This is a genomic window from Leisingera sp. (assembly GCF_034669605.1).
Taxonomy (GTDB): Bacteria; Pseudomonadota; Alphaproteobacteria; order Rhodobacterales; family Rhodobacteraceae; genus Leisingera.
On record NZ_JAXMOX010000110.1, the window covers coordinates 1 to 14,876 of the forward strand.

The 14,876-nt window shown below is 60.7% G+C and carries 16 protein-coding genes, 1 tRNA gene and 1 pseudogene; 8 read left to right on the top strand and 10 right to left on the bottom strand.

All coding sequences use genetic code 11. The annotated features are described in order from the left end of the window. Positions 1 to 852, bottom strand: a pseudogene (locus tag VOI29_RS14315) (hypothetical protein); the annotation flags it as partial. 107 nt (positions 853 to 959) lie between these two features. Between VOI29_RS14315 and VOI29_RS14320 the strand changes: the two are divergent. Then, a complete protein-coding gene (locus VOI29_RS14320; RefSeq protein ID WP_323768478.1) occupies positions 960 to 1,427 on the top strand; it encodes an MmcB family DNA repair protein in 468 nt (155 codons plus the stop codon). A 4-nt stretch (positions 1,428 to 1,431) separates the two neighbouring features. On the opposite strand, the gene VOI29_RS14325 is transcribed toward VOI29_RS14320, so the two are convergent. After that, positions 1,432 to 1,629 (bottom strand): DUF6324 family protein, encoded by a 198-nt coding sequence (locus tag VOI29_RS14325; protein WP_323768480.1) that lies wholly within the window; start codon positions 1,627 to 1,629, stop codon positions 1,432 to 1,434. A 70-nt stretch (positions 1,630 to 1,699) separates the two neighbouring features. Here VOI29_RS14325 and VOI29_RS14330 point away from each other — a divergent pair, with 70 nt between their 5' ends. Both VOI29_RS14330 and VOI29_RS14335 read left to right on the top strand, forming a co-directional pair. Further along, entirely contained in the window at positions 1,700 to 2,182 is a 483-nt protein-coding gene (locus VOI29_RS14330) for a GNAT family N-acetyltransferase (RefSeq protein WP_323768482.1), read from the top strand. 71 nt (positions 2,183 to 2,253) lie between these two features. Next, positions 2,254 to 2,330, top strand: a tRNA-His gene (locus tag VOI29_RS14335). A gap of 146 nt (positions 2,331 to 2,476) precedes the next feature. On the opposite strand, the gene VOI29_RS14340 is transcribed toward VOI29_RS14335, so the two are convergent. From VOI29_RS14340 to VOI29_RS14375, 8 genes are all read right to left on the bottom strand, one after another. Beyond that, positions 2,477 to 2,854 carry a Na+/H+ antiporter subunit G gene (locus VOI29_RS14340; RefSeq protein WP_323768484.1) on the bottom strand — a complete coding sequence of 126 codons (378 nt, stop codon included), beginning with the start codon at positions 2,852 to 2,854 and terminating at the stop codon, positions 2,477 to 2,479. Then, positions 2,851 to 3,138, bottom strand: coding sequence for a K+/H+ antiporter subunit F (locus VOI29_RS14345; protein WP_323768486.1), 288 nt, complete (start codon positions 3,136 to 3,138; stop codon positions 2,851 to 2,853). Before VOI29_RS14345 ends, VOI29_RS14340 begins: the two co-directional genes overlap by 4 nt. Then, positions 3,135 to 3,635, bottom strand: a complete 501-nt coding sequence (locus tag VOI29_RS14350) for a Na+/H+ antiporter subunit E (RefSeq protein WP_323768487.1) — start codon at positions 3,633 to 3,635, stop codon at positions 3,135 to 3,137. The genes VOI29_RS14345 and VOI29_RS14350 overlap by 4 nt, the downstream gene beginning before the upstream one ends. A gap of 1 nt (position 3,636) precedes the next feature. Next, positions 3,637 to 5,178, bottom strand: coding sequence for a monovalent cation/H+ antiporter subunit D (locus tag VOI29_RS14355; protein WP_323768489.1), 1,542 nt, complete (start codon positions 5,176 to 5,178; stop codon positions 3,637 to 3,639). Continuing rightward, a complete protein-coding gene (locus VOI29_RS14360; RefSeq protein WP_323768491.1) occupies positions 5,175 to 5,531 on the bottom strand; it encodes a Na+/H+ antiporter subunit C in 357 nt (118 codons plus the stop codon). Before VOI29_RS14360 ends, VOI29_RS14355 begins: the two co-directional genes overlap by 4 nt. Next, positions 5,532 to 8,411, bottom strand: coding sequence for a monovalent cation/H+ antiporter subunit A (locus tag VOI29_RS14365; protein WP_323779898.1), 2,880 nt, complete (start codon positions 8,409 to 8,411; stop codon positions 5,532 to 5,534). 89 nt (positions 8,412 to 8,500) lie between these two features. Further along, complete coding sequence (locus VOI29_RS14370) at positions 8,501 to 10,060, bottom strand: recombinase family protein (protein WP_323779901.1); 1,560 nt, start codon at positions 10,058 to 10,060, stop codon at positions 8,501 to 8,503. A 193-nt stretch (positions 10,061 to 10,253) separates the two neighbouring features. Further along, a complete protein-coding gene (locus tag VOI29_RS14375; RefSeq protein ID WP_323779904.1) occupies positions 10,254 to 11,426 on the bottom strand; it encodes a hypothetical protein in 1,173 nt (390 codons plus the stop codon). A 197-nt stretch (positions 11,427 to 11,623) separates the two neighbouring features. On the opposite strand from VOI29_RS14375, the gene VOI29_RS14380 reads away from it, so the two are divergent. The 5 genes from VOI29_RS14380 to VOI29_RS14400 all read left to right on the top strand — a co-directional run bounded on the left by VOI29_RS14380 (position 11,624) and on the right by VOI29_RS14400 (position 14,699). Further along, entirely contained in the window at positions 11,624 to 12,154 is a 531-nt protein-coding gene (locus tag VOI29_RS14380) for a DUF3768 domain-containing protein (protein WP_323768497.1), read from the top strand. A 440-nt stretch (positions 12,155 to 12,594) separates the two neighbouring features. Next, positions 12,595 to 12,942, top strand: coding sequence for a helix-turn-helix transcriptional regulator (locus tag VOI29_RS14385; RefSeq protein WP_323768499.1), 348 nt, complete (start codon positions 12,595 to 12,597; stop codon positions 12,940 to 12,942). Beyond that, positions 12,932 to 13,402 carry a hypothetical protein gene (locus tag VOI29_RS14390; RefSeq protein ID WP_323768501.1) on the top strand — a complete coding sequence of 157 codons (471 nt, stop codon included), beginning with the start codon at positions 12,932 to 12,934 and terminating at the stop codon, positions 13,400 to 13,402. Before VOI29_RS14385 ends, VOI29_RS14390 begins: the two co-directional genes overlap by 11 nt. Before the next feature lie 96 nt (positions 13,403 to 13,498). Then, the gene (locus VOI29_RS14395) at positions 13,499 to 14,173 is read left to right on the top strand and encodes a hypothetical protein (RefSeq protein WP_323768503.1); all 675 of its coding nucleotides are present in this window, start codon (positions 13,499 to 13,501) and stop codon (positions 14,171 to 14,173) included. Between the two features lie 109 nt (positions 14,174 to 14,282). Then, entirely contained in the window at positions 14,283 to 14,699 is a 417-nt protein-coding gene (locus tag VOI29_RS14400; protein ID WP_323779907.1) for a hypothetical protein, read from the top strand. Positions 14,700 to 14,876 lie beyond the last annotated feature (177 nt).

Consider the following 14,876-nt stretch of genomic DNA (forward strand, 5'->3'; position numbering starts at 1 on the left):
GAGCTCTGGCAGCACCACCGAAGCCGAAAGATCCTGCGCCGCGCGTTCCACCAGCGGTGCCACCGAGAGCTGTCGAAGCTGGGTGATCAGCCCCTGCAGCTCGACCGCCAGCTCGGAGAACTCGACCGAGCGCGGTTCGACCGCGCCGGGCTCGACCGTCAGGGCGCGCATCCGGCTGAGCAGCGCGTTGCCCTGGGTGAAGGCGGCCTCGACCCGCGGGGTCTGGGCGGCGATCTGCGCCTCGAGCGCGGCCAGCTCCTCGGATTTCTGCCGCAGCACCCGGAACACCGCGCCGCGGCCCGCAAGCCCCGAGAGGTTGCCGGTGGCCTCCTGCTCTGAGAGATCCTCGAAGCCCTGGCGCACCCTTGCGACATCGCGTTCCAGCGCCTGGCCGGTCAGCGCCACCTCGTGGGCGCGTTCCAGAGACGTCTGGTAGCGCTGCACGGTCTCGGCCAGGTGCTGCTCGACCGCGGCCGAGCCGGCCAGCGCCGCGGCGTTGAGCCATGACGACATGGCGACGATGGCGAGCGAGCCCAGCCCCATGGCCGCCAACAGCCCGATGCGGGCCTGGGCGGTGCGCACGGCGGGAAACAGCCGCATCATGTAGGACCAGAAGACGAAGATGCCCACCGACACCGCCACCGAATAGGCGATGGCGGCAAAGACCGACATGGCGCCGTTCTCATCGAGCAACGACGAGACCCCGAGGTAGGTGTAGATCCCCGAGGCCACCGCCAGCACGCCCAGAGCGGTGCCCGAGAAGGTGTCGAGCCAGCCCAGATGGCCCTGCAATTCGCGCGCATAGCGCACGCCGCGCGCCTGCGCTTCGGTCAGTTCGGTCTCTGTGGCCATGGTGTCCTCGAGGTTTATCACATTGAAAATATGGGCTCGCGCGGATTTGGCAACGTCCGCGCCGTGGGGGATTGCCAACGTTCGTGTTATGTTCCAGAATTGGCCGCATGAGCCACGCGATCCGATCCGATCTTGCCCCCGATCTCATGCCCGGCCAGCTTCTGGCGCGCGGGGTGTGCCGCCACATGACGAGCCTGGGGTTCGTCACCGTCGAGGAGCTGGTGGTGACCCGCGGTCTGCGCGTCGATGTCATGGCGCTTGGCCTCAAGGGCGAGCTTTGGGTGATCGAGTGCAAATCCTCGCGCAGCGATTACATGACCGACCGCAAGTGGCAGGGCTACCTTGAGTGGTGCGACCGCTATTTCTGGGCCGTGGATGCGGAGTTTCCGATCGATCTGCTGCCGGAGGGCAGCGGGCTGATCATCGCTGACGGCTATGATGCCGAGGTGCTGCGGATGGGCGAGGAGAGCAGGCTCGCGCCGGCGCGGCGCAAGAAGATGATCCAGTGTTTCGCCACCCATGCCGCGCGGCGGCTTCAGGCGCTGCGCGATCCCGGTGCGCGGATCGAGATGTGAGGCCTCAGCGGCGCTTGCCCGCCTTTTCGGCCGCGGCGGCAGCGGCCATCATCTCTTCGGCGATCTCGCGCGCCTCGTCGGGTTCGAAATCCATCGGAATCTCGATGCCACCGTCGGCCGCCACGAAAAGCCGCACCATGCCGGCATCGGTGGGGCCGATCTGCAGGTTGGCCTCGATGTCGCGTTCGGAATTGATACCCATGTGAGCCTCCTTCTGGCCGCCTCTGGCGAGGCTGGCTCGGGCTACAGGAGGCAGGCAGGAAAGGCAAGAGATGCAAGAGGTCGGGCTCAGGCGCCTGCGGGCAGAGGATGTGGACTGGCTGACCCGCGCACATGGCCGGCTCTATGCCCGCGACGAGGGGTTCGACGGCAGTTTCGAGGGTCTGGTGGGGGAGGTGCTGGCGGCGTTCCTCGCCAGTCATGACCCGGCCCGCGAGCGGGGTTTCATTGCCTGGCGCAACGGGCAGCGGCTGGGCAGCATCTTCTGCACCTGCGAGGATGCGGAGACCTCGCGCTTGCGGCTGTTTCTGCTGCTGCCTCAGGCGCGGGGGCAGGGCCTGGGGCGCTGGATGCTGGGGCGGTGCATGGGCTTTGCCCGCGCGGCCGGCTATCGGCGCATGGTGCTGGCCACCCACCGCAGCCACGCCGCCGCCTGCGCGCTCTATGCCCGCACCGGCTGGCAGCTGACCCAAAGCCGGCCGGTCACCCGCTTTGGCGTCGCGCTGGAAGAGGTGCACTGGCAGATCGATTTGTGAGCCTCGGCGGCAAATTTTTCACCGCAAACGGCTTGCAATCGACGCGGGTCAGAGCTATTCCGCCTGCCAGTGCCGCCTTAGCTCAGTAGGTTAGAGCGCTTGATTGTGGATCAAGAGGTCGCCCGTTCGAACCGGGCAGGCGGTACCAATTATAACAAAGGTTTACGTGCCGTTCCTTAGGTGGAAAAGACTGTTTAGTCTCTTTTTACTCACATGAATCGCGGGAATATAACGGGCCCAGCGTGGGTTTTAGCTCGATTCTCGTCCGCCAAATTTGGTGTGTGGTCGACAGTATCACGGGTCGACTTCGGTGATTATCTCCATGGTCTTCAACGTCGACCAGGTGTCGTCGCGTGGCGGGGACGGGGGCAAGTCGCAGGTGCTACTATGAATGCTAAGCTTCGCAATGAAGTGTGCAGAAATTGGAGCCGTGACAAACAGGAACGCCATGATCAGCAGTTCATGCATCGAGGGCTCGCCTTGGATGGCGGATTGGATCATCGAGGCCAGAAGCAGCATGCCGATCCCCATGGTCCCCACCTTTGTAGGGGCATGGAGACGGGTCATCGGATCATTGAACTTTAGTAGCCCGATCACCCCCACCAAGACGAACCCCGCTCCGATCAGCAGGCAAAGCGCGACAACATAGGTTGCAATGATCTGACCGGTCATTCGATGATATCCCCCCGCAGAATAAAGCGCGCCAGTGCAACAGTCGAGACAAAGCCCAGCATGGCAATCAGCAGCGCGACCTCGAAGTAGATCTGCACCCCCAACTGGATGCCGAGCACGATCACCAGACCCAGAGCGTTGATCACCATGGTATCAAGCGCGAAGATCCGGTCGCCCGGCGTTGGCCCCAACACCAGCCGCACCATCGAAAGGATCTGACCAAGGGCCAGCGCGCCGAAGGCGATGGCCAGTGCGATGTCCAGAAGTCCGGTTGCTGCCGTCACGAGAAGATCTCCTTCAGCCGGCGCTCGTAGCGGGTCTTGATCTCGTCGCGCACGCCATCGGGGTCGTCGGTGTGCAGCACATGTACCAGCAGGCTGTGCCCCTCGTCAGAGAGGTCCGCCGAGACGGTGCCCGGGGTCAGGGTGATGGTCCCAGCAAGCAGCGTGATCGCTTCGGGCTTGCGCAATTCCAGCGGCACCACGATCCATGCGGGCTTCAGCCTGGCATTCGGCACCGAGATGACAATCCATGCCACCTGCACATTGGCGACCAGAATATCCCACATCACCATGACGCAATAGGCCAACATCTTGCCCGGCCGAAAGCCTTTTGGATTGTCTGGCCACCAGACCGAGGTCCCCCATGGAATGACGATACCGAGGATGATGCCAAAGACCACCATTCCGGGAGAGACCTCGTTCTGCAGAAGCGTCCAAACCACTGCCAGAAGCAGCGTCAGAAACGGATGCGGTAGCAGCCATTGCAAGGCACGTCCCATGTTACGGGTCCTTCTTTTGTTCGCTCAGCTTGCCGGACGTGTTCAGCACCGTCGAGATATAGCGCTCTGGCGCAAATAGCTGGGTGGCGATGGCGGCGGTGTAAACCTGTATCCGCCCGGCAAAGACCGTATGGGCGACCAGAAGCGCAATCAGCCCGCCGACGGCAGCATAAGACAGCGCAGACGGGCGCTGCATCGGCATCGCATTTTCCGCCGCCGCGACAGACTGGGCCTTCCAGAACAGGACGCTGCCAGCGCGGGCAAATCCGACCACGGCGATCAGGCTGGTGGCCAGAACGATGACCCAGATCCAGACCACGAGGCTCGTGCCGTAAGCTGCCTGCATCACCAGCAGTTTGCCGATGAAGCCCGACAGCGGCGGCAGGCCCGCCATGGCGATCGCCCCCACCAGAAAGAGCCCCGAGGTCAGGACAGCTCCGGCGACTGGCGGCTGCGGCGTCAGGTCGAGGTTGGCCCGACCGGTGCGCACGAGGTCGACAATCAGGAACAACAGCGCGCCGGCGAGGGTCGAATGCACGATATAATACAGGGCCGCGGCGATGCTGGCAGGGTTTAAGAGCGAGATCGCCACCATCACCATGCCCATCGACCCGATGATCGAGAAGGCCACCAACCGATCCAGCCGTTTCGCCGCCAGCACGCCGATCATCCCGATGCTGAGCGACAGCAGGGCCGCTGGCAGCAGCCAGAGGTCATGCAGCCTGGCGGTGACGGAAAGCTCTGGCGGAAACACCAGCGTATAGATCCGGATGATCGCATAGGCCCCGACCTTCGTCATGATCGCAAACAGCGCCGCCACCGGCGCCGGCGCCTCGGCATAGCTGGACGGCAGCCAGAAATGCAGCGGCACAAGTGCAGCCTTGATGGCAAACACCAATAGCAGCAGAACCGCAGCAACGCGAATGCCCACCGTATCCTCAGGCCCGATCAAGGCAACGCGCCTGGCCAGATCGGCCATGTTGAGCGTGCCGGTCTCGGCATAGATTGACCCCAGCGCAAAGAGAAAGAGCGTCGAGCCGATGAGGTTGAACAGCACGTATTGCACGCCAGCCCGCAGCCGCGCGTTGCCGCCGGCGTGGATCATTAGGCCGTATGAGGCGATCAGCAATACCTCGAAAAAAACGAAGAGATTGAAGAGGTCACCGGTCAGAAACGCCCCGATCACCCCCATAAGCTGGAACTGGAAGAGCGCGTGGAAATGCCGGCCGTGGTTGTCCCATCCGGACCCGATGGCATAGAGCAGCACGAACAGCCCCAGCACCGCCGTCAGCAGGACCATCACCGTCGACAGCCTGTCGCCAACCAGCACAATGCCAGACGGCGCCGCCCAGTCGCCGAGCTGGTAGAGCAGGATCGACCCGTCAGAAACCTGCACCGCCAGCCCCAGCGCAATGCCCCCCAGCATCAACATGCCGGCGACCGAGACGGCGCGCTGAATGACTATGTGGTGACGCGCGGCCAGCACGATGAAGGCTGCGAGCATGGCTGGCAGAATGACAGGGGCAATGAGCCAATGAGTCATGATCTGCCTTCGGCGTGATTGTCCGCAGCCTCTGGCACATCATTCACATGGTCATCTTCCGATCCCAGAAATGCCCCGAGGCCGATCATCACCACCACAGCGGTCATGCCGAATGAGATCACGATGGCGGTCAGCACCAGCGCCTGCGGCAGCGGATCCGCATAGTTGCTGACGCCGTCGCGCAGGATCGGCGGCGCCGAGACGGTCAGGCGGCCGGAGGCAAACAGGAACACATTGACTGCATATGTCAGCAGCGCCATGCCGAGGATCACCGGAAAAGTGCGCAACCTCAGCATCAGGTAGAGGCCCCCGGCGGTCAGGATGCCAATGGCAGACGCGACGAGCAATTCCATTCAGTCGCCCTCCCTGACTGACACGGCCTTGGCCACCAGCGGATCCTCGCGCGAGGGATCGATATCCATCGGATATTCGCTCTCGGGCGTCTGCGCGCGCCGCGCAAGGCGCGAGAAACTTTCCAGTGACAGCATCACCGCGCCGACTACGGCCAGAAACACGCCGAGATCGAAAAGCGCCGCGGTGGCCAGTTCGAACTTCTCGAAAGGTGGAATGCGGACATAGGTGAAATCCGAGGTGAGGAACGGATTGGCCACGAACCACGAGCCGATGCCGGTCAGGCCGGCGATCAGCACGCCGGACCCGATCACCCCGTGGTAGGGGTACTTCAGACGCGCCGAGGTCCAGGCAAAGCCGCTGGCCATGTATTGCATCACAACCCCGATAGAGACGATCAGGCCGGCGATGAATCCGCCCCCCGGTTCATTGTGGCCGCGCCAGAAGATGTAGAACCCGACCAAGAGGATCACCGGCATCATCACCCGGGTCAGCACAACCATCATCATCGGATGTACATCGCCGGCGCGCGGCTGGTCGGGCTGGCGGTTCAGCAGTCGCGCCCGTACCGGCCCGCGCAGCAGAGTTTCGGTCAACGCATAGATCAGCAGGGCTGCGATACCCAGCACGATGATCTCGCCATAGGTGTCAAACCCGCGGAAATCCACGAGGATCACATTGACCACATTGGTGCCGCCGCCGCCCTTGTAGGCATTTGCCAGATGGAACTCCGAAATCGGTGTGCCGACCGCGTCGCGCAAGAGATAGTAATAGGCCAGAGCAAAGGTCGCCAGACCGCCGGCAATGGCGACGCCGGCATCGCGGACCCGGCGCAGAACCGTGCTCTCAACCGGCGTGCGGTTCGGCAGGAAATTCAGCGCCAGAAGGAGCAGGATGATCGTCACCACCTCGACGGTGAATTGCGTCATCGCCAGATCGGGTGCGCTGAAGAACACGAACCCGATCGAGACCATCAGGCCGACAATCCCGATCAGGATGAGCGACAATTGCCGATTGCGGTGCATCAGCACCAGAGCGCCAACCGCCGCCACCAGCATCAGCCAGCCGGCGATGGTCACCGGGCCGGCCGGTTGCAGGGCACGGGTCTGCAGACCGACCGTTCCCGTGCTCCAGGCGTGAAAGCCTGCGGCAAGGATCACCACAGTGGCGATGGCGGCATAACGGGTGAAGGCGCCATTGTGGACTGGCAGGATCAGCCTCTGGGCCAGCCGGACGGCGGTCGCGACCATGGCGTCGAAAATCACCTTGGCTTCTGGCCTCGGCACCGCATCCCAAAGCCGCAGCGAAGGATTGAAAACCGCCAGCATGATCAGACCGCCGGCAACGGCGATCACAGACATATAAAGCGCTGGCACCAGCCCGTGCCAAATCTTGAAGTGGACGTCTGGCAACTCCGTCGCTCCGCCCAGCACCGAGGCGGTCACGAGCTTGACAAAGGGTTCGGCGAGGTAAGGCGCCACGCCGATCACCACCACCGGCACCACCAGCAGTGCCGGCGGCAGCCACATCCCTGGGTTGGGATCATGCGGGCGGGCCGGATAATCGTCGCGGACCGATCCCAGAAACACGTGACCGATCAGCCGGAAGCAATAGGCGGCAGAAATCAGCGCCCCAAGCGTTGCCAGCGCCGGAACCAGCCAGGGTACTCCGAAAAGAGCCGTCTGATAGGCTTCGTCCAGCATCATTTCCTTGGATAGGAACCCGTTCAGCAGAGGTATCCCCGCCATCGACAGCGCCGCTAGCGTCGCGATCACAAAGGTGACTGGCATCAAACGGCGCAAGCCCCCTAGGCGGCGGATGTCGCGGGTATGGGCCTCGTGGTCGATGATCCCGGCCGACATGAACAGCGCGGCCTTGAAGGTTGCGTGGTTGAGAATGTGAAACATTGCCGCCATGGCGCCAAAAGCGGTTCCGGTGCCCAGAAGCATGGTGATCAGCCCCAGATGACTGACGGTCGAGAACGCCAAAAGCGCCTTCAGGTCATGCTTGAACAGCGCAATTACCGCGCCCAGCACCATGGTGACCAACCCGGCGGTGGTGACGATCACCACCCATTCCTCCGTGCCCGAGAGTACCGGCCACATCCGCGCCATCAGGTAGATGCCTGCCTTCACCATCGTGGCCGAATGCAGATAGGCGGAAACAGGCGTCGGTGCCGCCATCGCGTGCGGCAACCAGAAGTGGAACGGGAACTGCGCCGACTTTGTGAAACAGCCCAGCAGGATCAGAATCAGCGCCGGCCCATACAATGGATCGGCCTGGATGAGGGCGCGGTTCTGCAGGATCACGCTGAGATCATAGCTGCCGACAATCTGGCCGAGGATCAGCATCCCACCGATCATCGCCAGCCCGCCAGACCCCGTGACGATCAAAGCCATCCGGGCCCCTTGCCGGCCTTTCGGCATATGCTTCCAATAGCCGATCAGCAGGAAGGATGATAGCGAGGTCAGCTCCCAGAAGATCAGCAAGAGCAGAATGTTATCGCTCAAAACCACACCCACCATCGCACCCTGAAATAGCAGCAGATAGGTGAAGAACTCTCCTATGTGGTCGTCACGGCTCAGATAGTGCCGGGCGTACGCAATGATCAACAGGCCGATGCCCAAAATCAGCAGCGCAAAGAAAAAGCCCAGCCCGTCCAGCATCAACGTGACGTTGAGACCCAGCGACGGCATCCAGTCGATCTGCGCTGTCACCACTTCGCCCGCCAATACTGCAGGCAGATTGGTCAACAAGCCAATGAAAGCGGCCAATGAGACAGTCAATGTCACGCCGGCGCAAGCAGTGCGCCCCGCCGAGTTCATCAAACCGGGCAAAAGCGCGCCCAGGAAAGGTAAGGCGACGAGAAGCAGGAGGGACACACGAACTCCTTTTGGTAATCTGTACAAAATTGGATCGGATTTGCAAAGGCCAAGAGAAAGATACCAAATGGGACCCGTGCGCCAGTCTCCTATGCGGGCACGCCTGAAGTCAGTCGGCACAACGGTTTGTCATCATCAATGGCGCGGTTCTTGAGGTTCAAAATAAGTTCGAGATTCTGGACCCCCGCGGTGACACCCGGCAAATCTGTATCTCTGTGTCGCTCTGGGTCACATTCCAAGACGCTTGAGGCGGAATCGTGCGACACAAGCCACTTATATGGCTGTAGATCGACGTATTTTCCGGCGACCAAGCGGTTCGAGAAGGCGTTTTCGACGATTTCGCGTTTTTCCGCCAGATTGGCGTTTTCGTAAAGCAAACAAAGGGTTTTCACCAGTTCGAGAAAGTCACGGCGGCGCTGCGCGATCTTCTCCGCATTGGGCAGTTTTTCCAGTTCATCGCGCAGCTCAACCAGCCGCAGTTTTCCGGACCGCTGCCGCTCCCGGTAGGTGTTCCTGTCGATTGTGGAATCGAGCAGCAAGTCGGTGAGCCGCTCCAGTCGTGCCTCTTCGTCGGCGATCTGGAGGCGCAGCGCCTTCGCCATGTCCTCAGTGGCAGTCTCGGCACCCTTGGACATCCACGCGGTCTCCAATTTCTTCGCTGCTGAGGGTTTGATCTGCAGCTGGCCCAGCCGAAACCTGATGGCGTCCTCCAGCCGGTCTTCTCGGATGGTCGCGGTGGGGCACCCTCTGCGCTGGCATCGGTAATAGCAGCGTCCTTTCTGCAGCTCGGGAGACATCGGGCCTCGGCACAAGCCACAGCGGAACAGACCCTGGAACAGGTGATTGTGGCGCGTGCATTTTGGCCCCGAGCGGCCGGACTTGATATCCTGCACGCGGTGGAAGAGCTTCGCAGGTATGATCGGATCATGCACGCCGTCGTAGGAGGCTCCGGTGCGGGCGATGGTAATCACCCCGGTGTAGAACGAATTGTTCAGGATCGTCTCCACGCCGTGCAGCGTCAGAGGGCGGCCGTTCAAACTGCGCAAGCCGCGGCGGGTGATCTCGGCCTGAAGTGTGCGGAGCGAGTGCCGTCCGCTGGCATAGAGATCGAACATCTCCCTGATAAGATGCGCCTTTAACGGATCGGGCGTCTTCGGGTTGCCGCGGCCGTTGTCCAGGTAGCCAATTGGCGCGCGAAAGGGGTAGAGGCCCTGGCCCAGGCGGCCGTTGAGCCCTTTGATCGTTTCCTCGCGCAGATTGCGGATGTAGTCAGCGGCGATCACGGCCTGGATCTCGGCGGTCAGCCGTCCACCGCGGGATCGGAAGTCCAGACTTTCGGTGGCGACGTACACGTCGATGCCGATATCGGGCAACTCGGCGAACATGACCCAGTCCCGGGCATTTCTGGCAGCCCGGTCTATCTTGTGGATGATCACGCCCTTGGCAGCGTGTTTGCGCAGTTGCCGCAGCATCTGGTTGAAGATCGGCCGACCGCCCTTGGCCGCGGTCTGCTTTTCCTCGAACCATTTTATGACCGTGAGATCGTTCTGACTCGCAAAGGCCGTGATGGCAGTCTTTTGCGCGTCGAGTGAAACCCCTTCGCCCTGCTTCTGGGTGGACACTCGAATATATCCAAAGCACGATTTCATGTGACGTCGTTTAGGTCCTCAGACTCTACCATAATCTCAGGATTTGGCGACTCCGTCTCTTCGCCCCACGGCCAGGTACCATCGGTCAGCATGCGATGCTGCATTCGGCGGCAAAGGTCGATATGGCGATGTAGATGTTCATTTTCAGTCATGGTTTCAGGATACCGGACACCCGCGAACGCAAAAGTGGGGCTCAGCTGCAGGTGCCGCATGCGAGCGGAAGTGTTGTCATTGAAAACGCCGGGCTTGGAGCGTTGTCGAGCATCATCCGGACGGTGGCGCGATAGTTCGGTTGCACGGTTAGAACGCGCGGCTCGATCCTGCCCAGTTGCGCTGCCAGGACCGGGGCATCCAAAGCGCCGACGCGGAATACGATCACCGTCCCGACATTCCCCAGGACCGAAGCAAAGACAGGGGCGGTGGTCTGTTGAGTGTGCTGCTGGCTGAGCACGAGGCCCAGCTTGTATTTGCGTGTTTCCGATAGCATGTCGGCGAAGGCTTCGCTGGTGAAGGCGTGAAATTCGTCGACGTAGAGAAAGAACGGTCGCCGCCTGTTCTCCGATATGTCCTGGCGGGAAAAGGCGGCAGGGGTCAGGCTGGACACCAGCAGGCCGCCAATGACATTTGACAGGTCCGAGCCTAGTCGTCCTTTGGCGAGGTTGATGATCAGCGCCTGACCTGACTCCATGATCTGGCGAAAGCGCAACGGTTCCTTTGGCTCACAAAGCGCCGTGCGCAACACTGGGTGAGACAGAAACGCCCCGAGCTTGTTGGCGATCGGAGCAAAACCGTCTGCGGCGTTCTTGTAGTTCATCGCCGGATATTCTTCGGTCCAGAACCGACGGACCTGCGGGTCGCTGACATGGCCAAGAACCTCAACCCGGAAGACACGGTCCAGAAACATGCGCGGAATATCCCGCAGATCGGGATTGGGGAAATCAAGCAGTGCAAGAACCGCATGGCGCAACAAATGCTCCATGCGCACCCCCCAAGCATCGGCCCACTGCTTCTTGAGCGCATCGATCAGACCTGAGGTCACCAGTGGGCGGAGCGACGGAGAGGTCTTGGTGAGCGGGTTGTATCCAAAAGGAGAGGCCGGGTCGGAAACGTTCCAATAGAGTGCCTCAGGGCAGCGATCAAACAGGGCTTTCGCCAAATCACCATGCGGGTCGATGAGGCAAAAGCCGCGACCGGCTTGATAATCCTGCTCCACCATGCGCTGAAGCAGGGTCGTTTTGCCCACGCCCGTTTGACCAACGGTATAGCAATGCAAGAGCCGATCCGTTTGCTGAATTGCAAAGGGGCGGTCGCCATGGCGCGAGTAAGCCAGGCCGAGGAATGTGGGGTTGTCCAGAAGAAAAGTCATGCTGCCAATTCTCACTTTGCTGGCCCAGTGTGAGTAGTGGCCCTTCTCTGCGAGTGGCACCTGCGGATTCCGCAGATTGGGGGGAGTTGCAGCCGATGCTCGGTCTCTGAACAATAATAATAGATCGTTCTTTCTCTCCTTTCGAGGGGTGCGCCTGAAAGCCTTTCGGGCGGCCACCCTACGGAAGGAGAAACAACATGGGGACCAAGAAAACCCAAGTATGGGATTTGGTCGGCGCCTATCCGATCTGTCAGGTTTGTGGATCTGGAAAAGTGGTCCGAGACGCTTGGGCGGAGTGGAGCATGGCCTGCCAGGAATGGACCGTGAAGGCGATCTTCGATCACTTCAGCTGTGAATATTGCGGCCAGACCGGCGTTCCGGACTGGCGCTTGGACGAGGATTTCCGGAAGTCGCGGATTCGGCGTCTCAACGACCTGTTGCGGCGGGGGCAAGCTGATCACGCCACCATCGTCATGACCGCCGGAGTGCAAGCAGAAGGTGACGCTTTTGTGCAGCAGGCAATCGAAGCCACCAGGGAGTTTGACGGCTTCTATGAAGACAACGATCCACACGAAGAGCATGATTTCGGGGCCTTCGAAATCGACGGACAGAAGCTCTTCTTCAAGATCGACTACTTCGATTTGGAACTGCAGCAGCACTCCCGCGATGCGGCCAACCCGACTTGTACACACCGGGTGCTGACAGTCATGATGGCCAGTGAATATTGACGCGCTGCCGTGGCCAGTCATCCAAATCAGATCGCCAAGGGCGAGGTGTTCTCAACCGAAAGGAGTGCGTTGACCTGCTGGCACACACGGACGTTGCCTCGCGCGTAGACCGGCAAATCCGCTGATTATCAATAGGCCCGCCGTGATCGGCGGGCCTTCTCTGTCGTCGGTGCGGATGCGGGCCTCGCAGTCGGGCTGGACTTGCGCGGGGTGCCGAAATCGGCGAAAATGGAGACATTCCAGGATTGAAAACGGGTGGTGCCTCCGGGGGCTCGGGTGTGCTCGCGCGGAGGGCGCCAGCCTTCCGCTCGTGGACCTACCCGGCACTCCAGATCCGAGCACCAGGCACCACCCGTTTTCAGGAAGCGCAGACCGGCGGTGCTACTGCGGGAAACCGGCATCGTTTATGATGAGCGCGTTACTCACTTAGTTCATTTTCCATGTATCACGAGTTCATTTTAGAATTGAAATCCATGCGCCTGAAATCAGGGCTTAGCCAAGAGGACTGCGCGCTTCTCCTCGGCGTAAGTGCCACCATATTCGGACGCATTGAACGCGGGGATCGGCCACCGACTGTCGAGGAAATCTGCTGCCTGCAGCTACTGTTCGGCAAGACCTTCGAGAACTTCTACGCCACCTGCGTCGGTGACGCACGCGATCGGTTGCGCGAGAAGTTGCCCTCCGTTCCAAAGCTGCCGGAGGACGACTGCGATCACCTGGCGCGTCAATTATTTCTCGAGGGTCTGGCCACGCGATTAGAAACCAATCCACGTCACGATGGCCGGTAGCGCGGAGCGCATCCTGGGTGTCGCGGTTCGCAGCGGTCGCCTCGGGTGTGTGGTGGTTGATCGTGGTGAACTGATCATCTGGAAGGGATCACGCTCCGCGGCGACATCGACAGAAAAGGCGGGGAAGAAACTGCAGCGCTGGATCGGTGAGTACCGTCCCGATGTACTGGTCACTGAAAACCCGAATCAAGCGGGTCAGAAGCGAGGCCGTCAACTTCGTATCCTCCGTGCGTTCGTTGTCATCGGACAGGAGGCCGACCTCCTCAATATCGTCATTCGCCGCCGCCGACTTCATGACAATGCCTACGATCAGGCTGCGGCCTTCGCAGAGGGCTTTCCGGTCTTGGCACAACTCCTGCCTGAGCACCCGCCGATTTGGAAAAAGGAAGCTTACCGCCTGATCTTTTTCGAGGCGCTGGCCCTCATACTCGATGCCGGACTGCTGAAATCTGACCCCTAGCGCTAGTACCCCGCAAGACTACGAGTACGCTCTTTCGTTTGACAGGCCGCACCCCAGAGTTGCAGCCTACTGGATATTGATAAGGAGATTTGGCAGATGAAGTCTTATGAAGCAGCTCGAGGTCTGTTGACCTTTCTCGGATTTTTGGCGTGGTGCGGAATTATAGTTGGAATTATTCTGGCCATTGGGGCCGGGGCCGTTGTCAGACAGATGAGTAGCTTCGGCGGAGGAGGCAACGGAATGGCGGGATTGGTTGCCGCGATGCCGGGCTTCATCTTGGCGTTTCTTGGATTCCTTTCCTTGGCGCTGGTACAAATTGGTCGCGCCGGTGTCGATACGGCAGAATATACCCAGCAAATGCTGAAGATCGCACGCGACCAGTTGGACGTATCCAGACAGGCGCTCAAACAGGATGCTGCCCTGAGCCAAAGCTTTGTCGCTTTGCAGCAGGCGGCCCCTCCGGAGGCTAGGCCTGCAGGCAGTGCGACCTATGAGCCGGGAGCCGCGTCGGACGCGACAAAACCGCCGGTCGCGGCGCCTGCGCATGGGTATGTGCCAGGTGATACGATCATCTACCGGACCAAGAGGATCCGAATCGTAGATGCCGGATACGAGGTCAAAGCCCGGACTTACGCAACCCTTGAAGCGGCACAAGCCGCGATTGACGAAGCTGGCCGCTTTCTGCCGGCGGAGCCGCAACTGTCGCGCCCGAAACCCGATCCGGTTGAAGTCGCTCCGGCGGATCTCAGCGCCAGTTTCAAGCGCTCCTGACCCCCATATGGCGCCCCCATCCCGTATGGGGGTCTTGTATGGGGAAACATCAAAGAGCATGGCGGCTCATATCTGAACCAAACTGCAGTTTTAATCGCCGTGACTTCACTTGCTTTCGCAACTGAACCCACCGCACCCGCCCTTACTGCCTGAACTGGATGACCCGATGCGCGTTTCGATTTCACACGACACGGTCCGCAAGGGGCTTATCTTCAAGATAACTTACTACGAAGTGACGCTTTCGGTGGCCTTCACCCATGAAGAAAAGCAGATCATCCGGCAGCGAAACCTTCAGAAGACCAAGTTGGTCGACCGTAGACCGGCCACGGCACGCAACGATGATCGGGACGAGAAATTCGAATTGCGCGTTGAGCATCTGATGGATGGGCGCGCCGATCATTTTCTCTGCGCCACGCCGTCGAAAGCCAAGATCTACGAAGAGGATCTCTTGCTCATGCTGCAGCAGATGAAGCTTTGGCTTGGTGACAACGCAGAGACCGGAAGCGGCATAGTGATCGAGCTCTGATGGCGCGCAGCAGCCACGATATCGCGGACGGGTTGCTGTTTCTGTCGATTGCCACGGCCCTGGTCCTGCTGCTGACAATCGTGTTGACCCCGATCGCGCTCGTTGCGATCCCGACTTATGTTGGTATTCGCCTCTACCGTCAAAGCCCCGCTCGTCTGGAACGGCTGGCTCGCGACG

Coding starts and splice junctions, on each gene's coding strand:
- VOI29_RS14320 (WP_323768478.1), top strand. CDS start 960: ATGAGCCACGCGATCCGATCCGATCTTGCCCCCGATCTCATGCCCGGC.
- VOI29_RS14325 (WP_323768480.1), bottom strand. CDS start 1,629: ATGGGTATCAATTCCGAACGCGACATCGAGGCCAACCTGCAGATCGGC.
- VOI29_RS14330 (WP_323768482.1), top strand. CDS start 1,700: ATGCAAGAGGTCGGGCTCAGGCGCCTGCGGGCAGAGGATGTGGACTGG.
- VOI29_RS14340 (WP_323768484.1), bottom strand. CDS start 2,854: ATGACCGGTCAGATCATTGCAACCTATGTTGTCGCGCTTTGCCTGCTG.
- VOI29_RS14350 (WP_323768487.1), bottom strand. CDS start 3,635: ATGGGACGTGCCTTGCAATGGCTGCTACCGCATCCGTTTCTGACGCTG.
- VOI29_RS14355 (WP_323768489.1), bottom strand. CDS start 5,178: ATGACTCATTGGCTCATTGCCCCTGTCATTCTGCCAGCCATGCTCGCA.
- VOI29_RS14360 (WP_323768491.1), bottom strand. CDS start 5,531: ATGGAATTGCTCGTCGCGTCTGCCATTGGCATCCTGACCGCCGGGGGC.
- VOI29_RS14370 (WP_323779901.1), bottom strand. CDS start 10,060: ATGAAATCGTGCTTTGGATATATTCGAGTGTCCACCCAGAAGCAGGGC.
- VOI29_RS14375 (WP_323779904.1), bottom strand. CDS start 11,426: ATGACTTTTCTTCTGGACAACCCCACATTCCTCGGCCTGGCTTACTCG.
- VOI29_RS14380 (WP_323768497.1), top strand. CDS start 11,624: ATGGGGACCAAGAAAACCCAAGTATGGGATTTGGTCGGCGCCTATCCG.
- VOI29_RS14385 (WP_323768499.1), top strand. CDS start 12,595: ATGTATCACGAGTTCATTTTAGAATTGAAATCCATGCGCCTGAAATCA.
- VOI29_RS14390 (WP_323768501.1), top strand. CDS start 12,932: ATGGCCGGTAGCGCGGAGCGCATCCTGGGTGTCGCGGTTCGCAGCGGT.
- VOI29_RS14395 (WP_323768503.1), top strand. CDS start 13,499: ATGAAGTCTTATGAAGCAGCTCGAGGTCTGTTGACCTTTCTCGGATTT.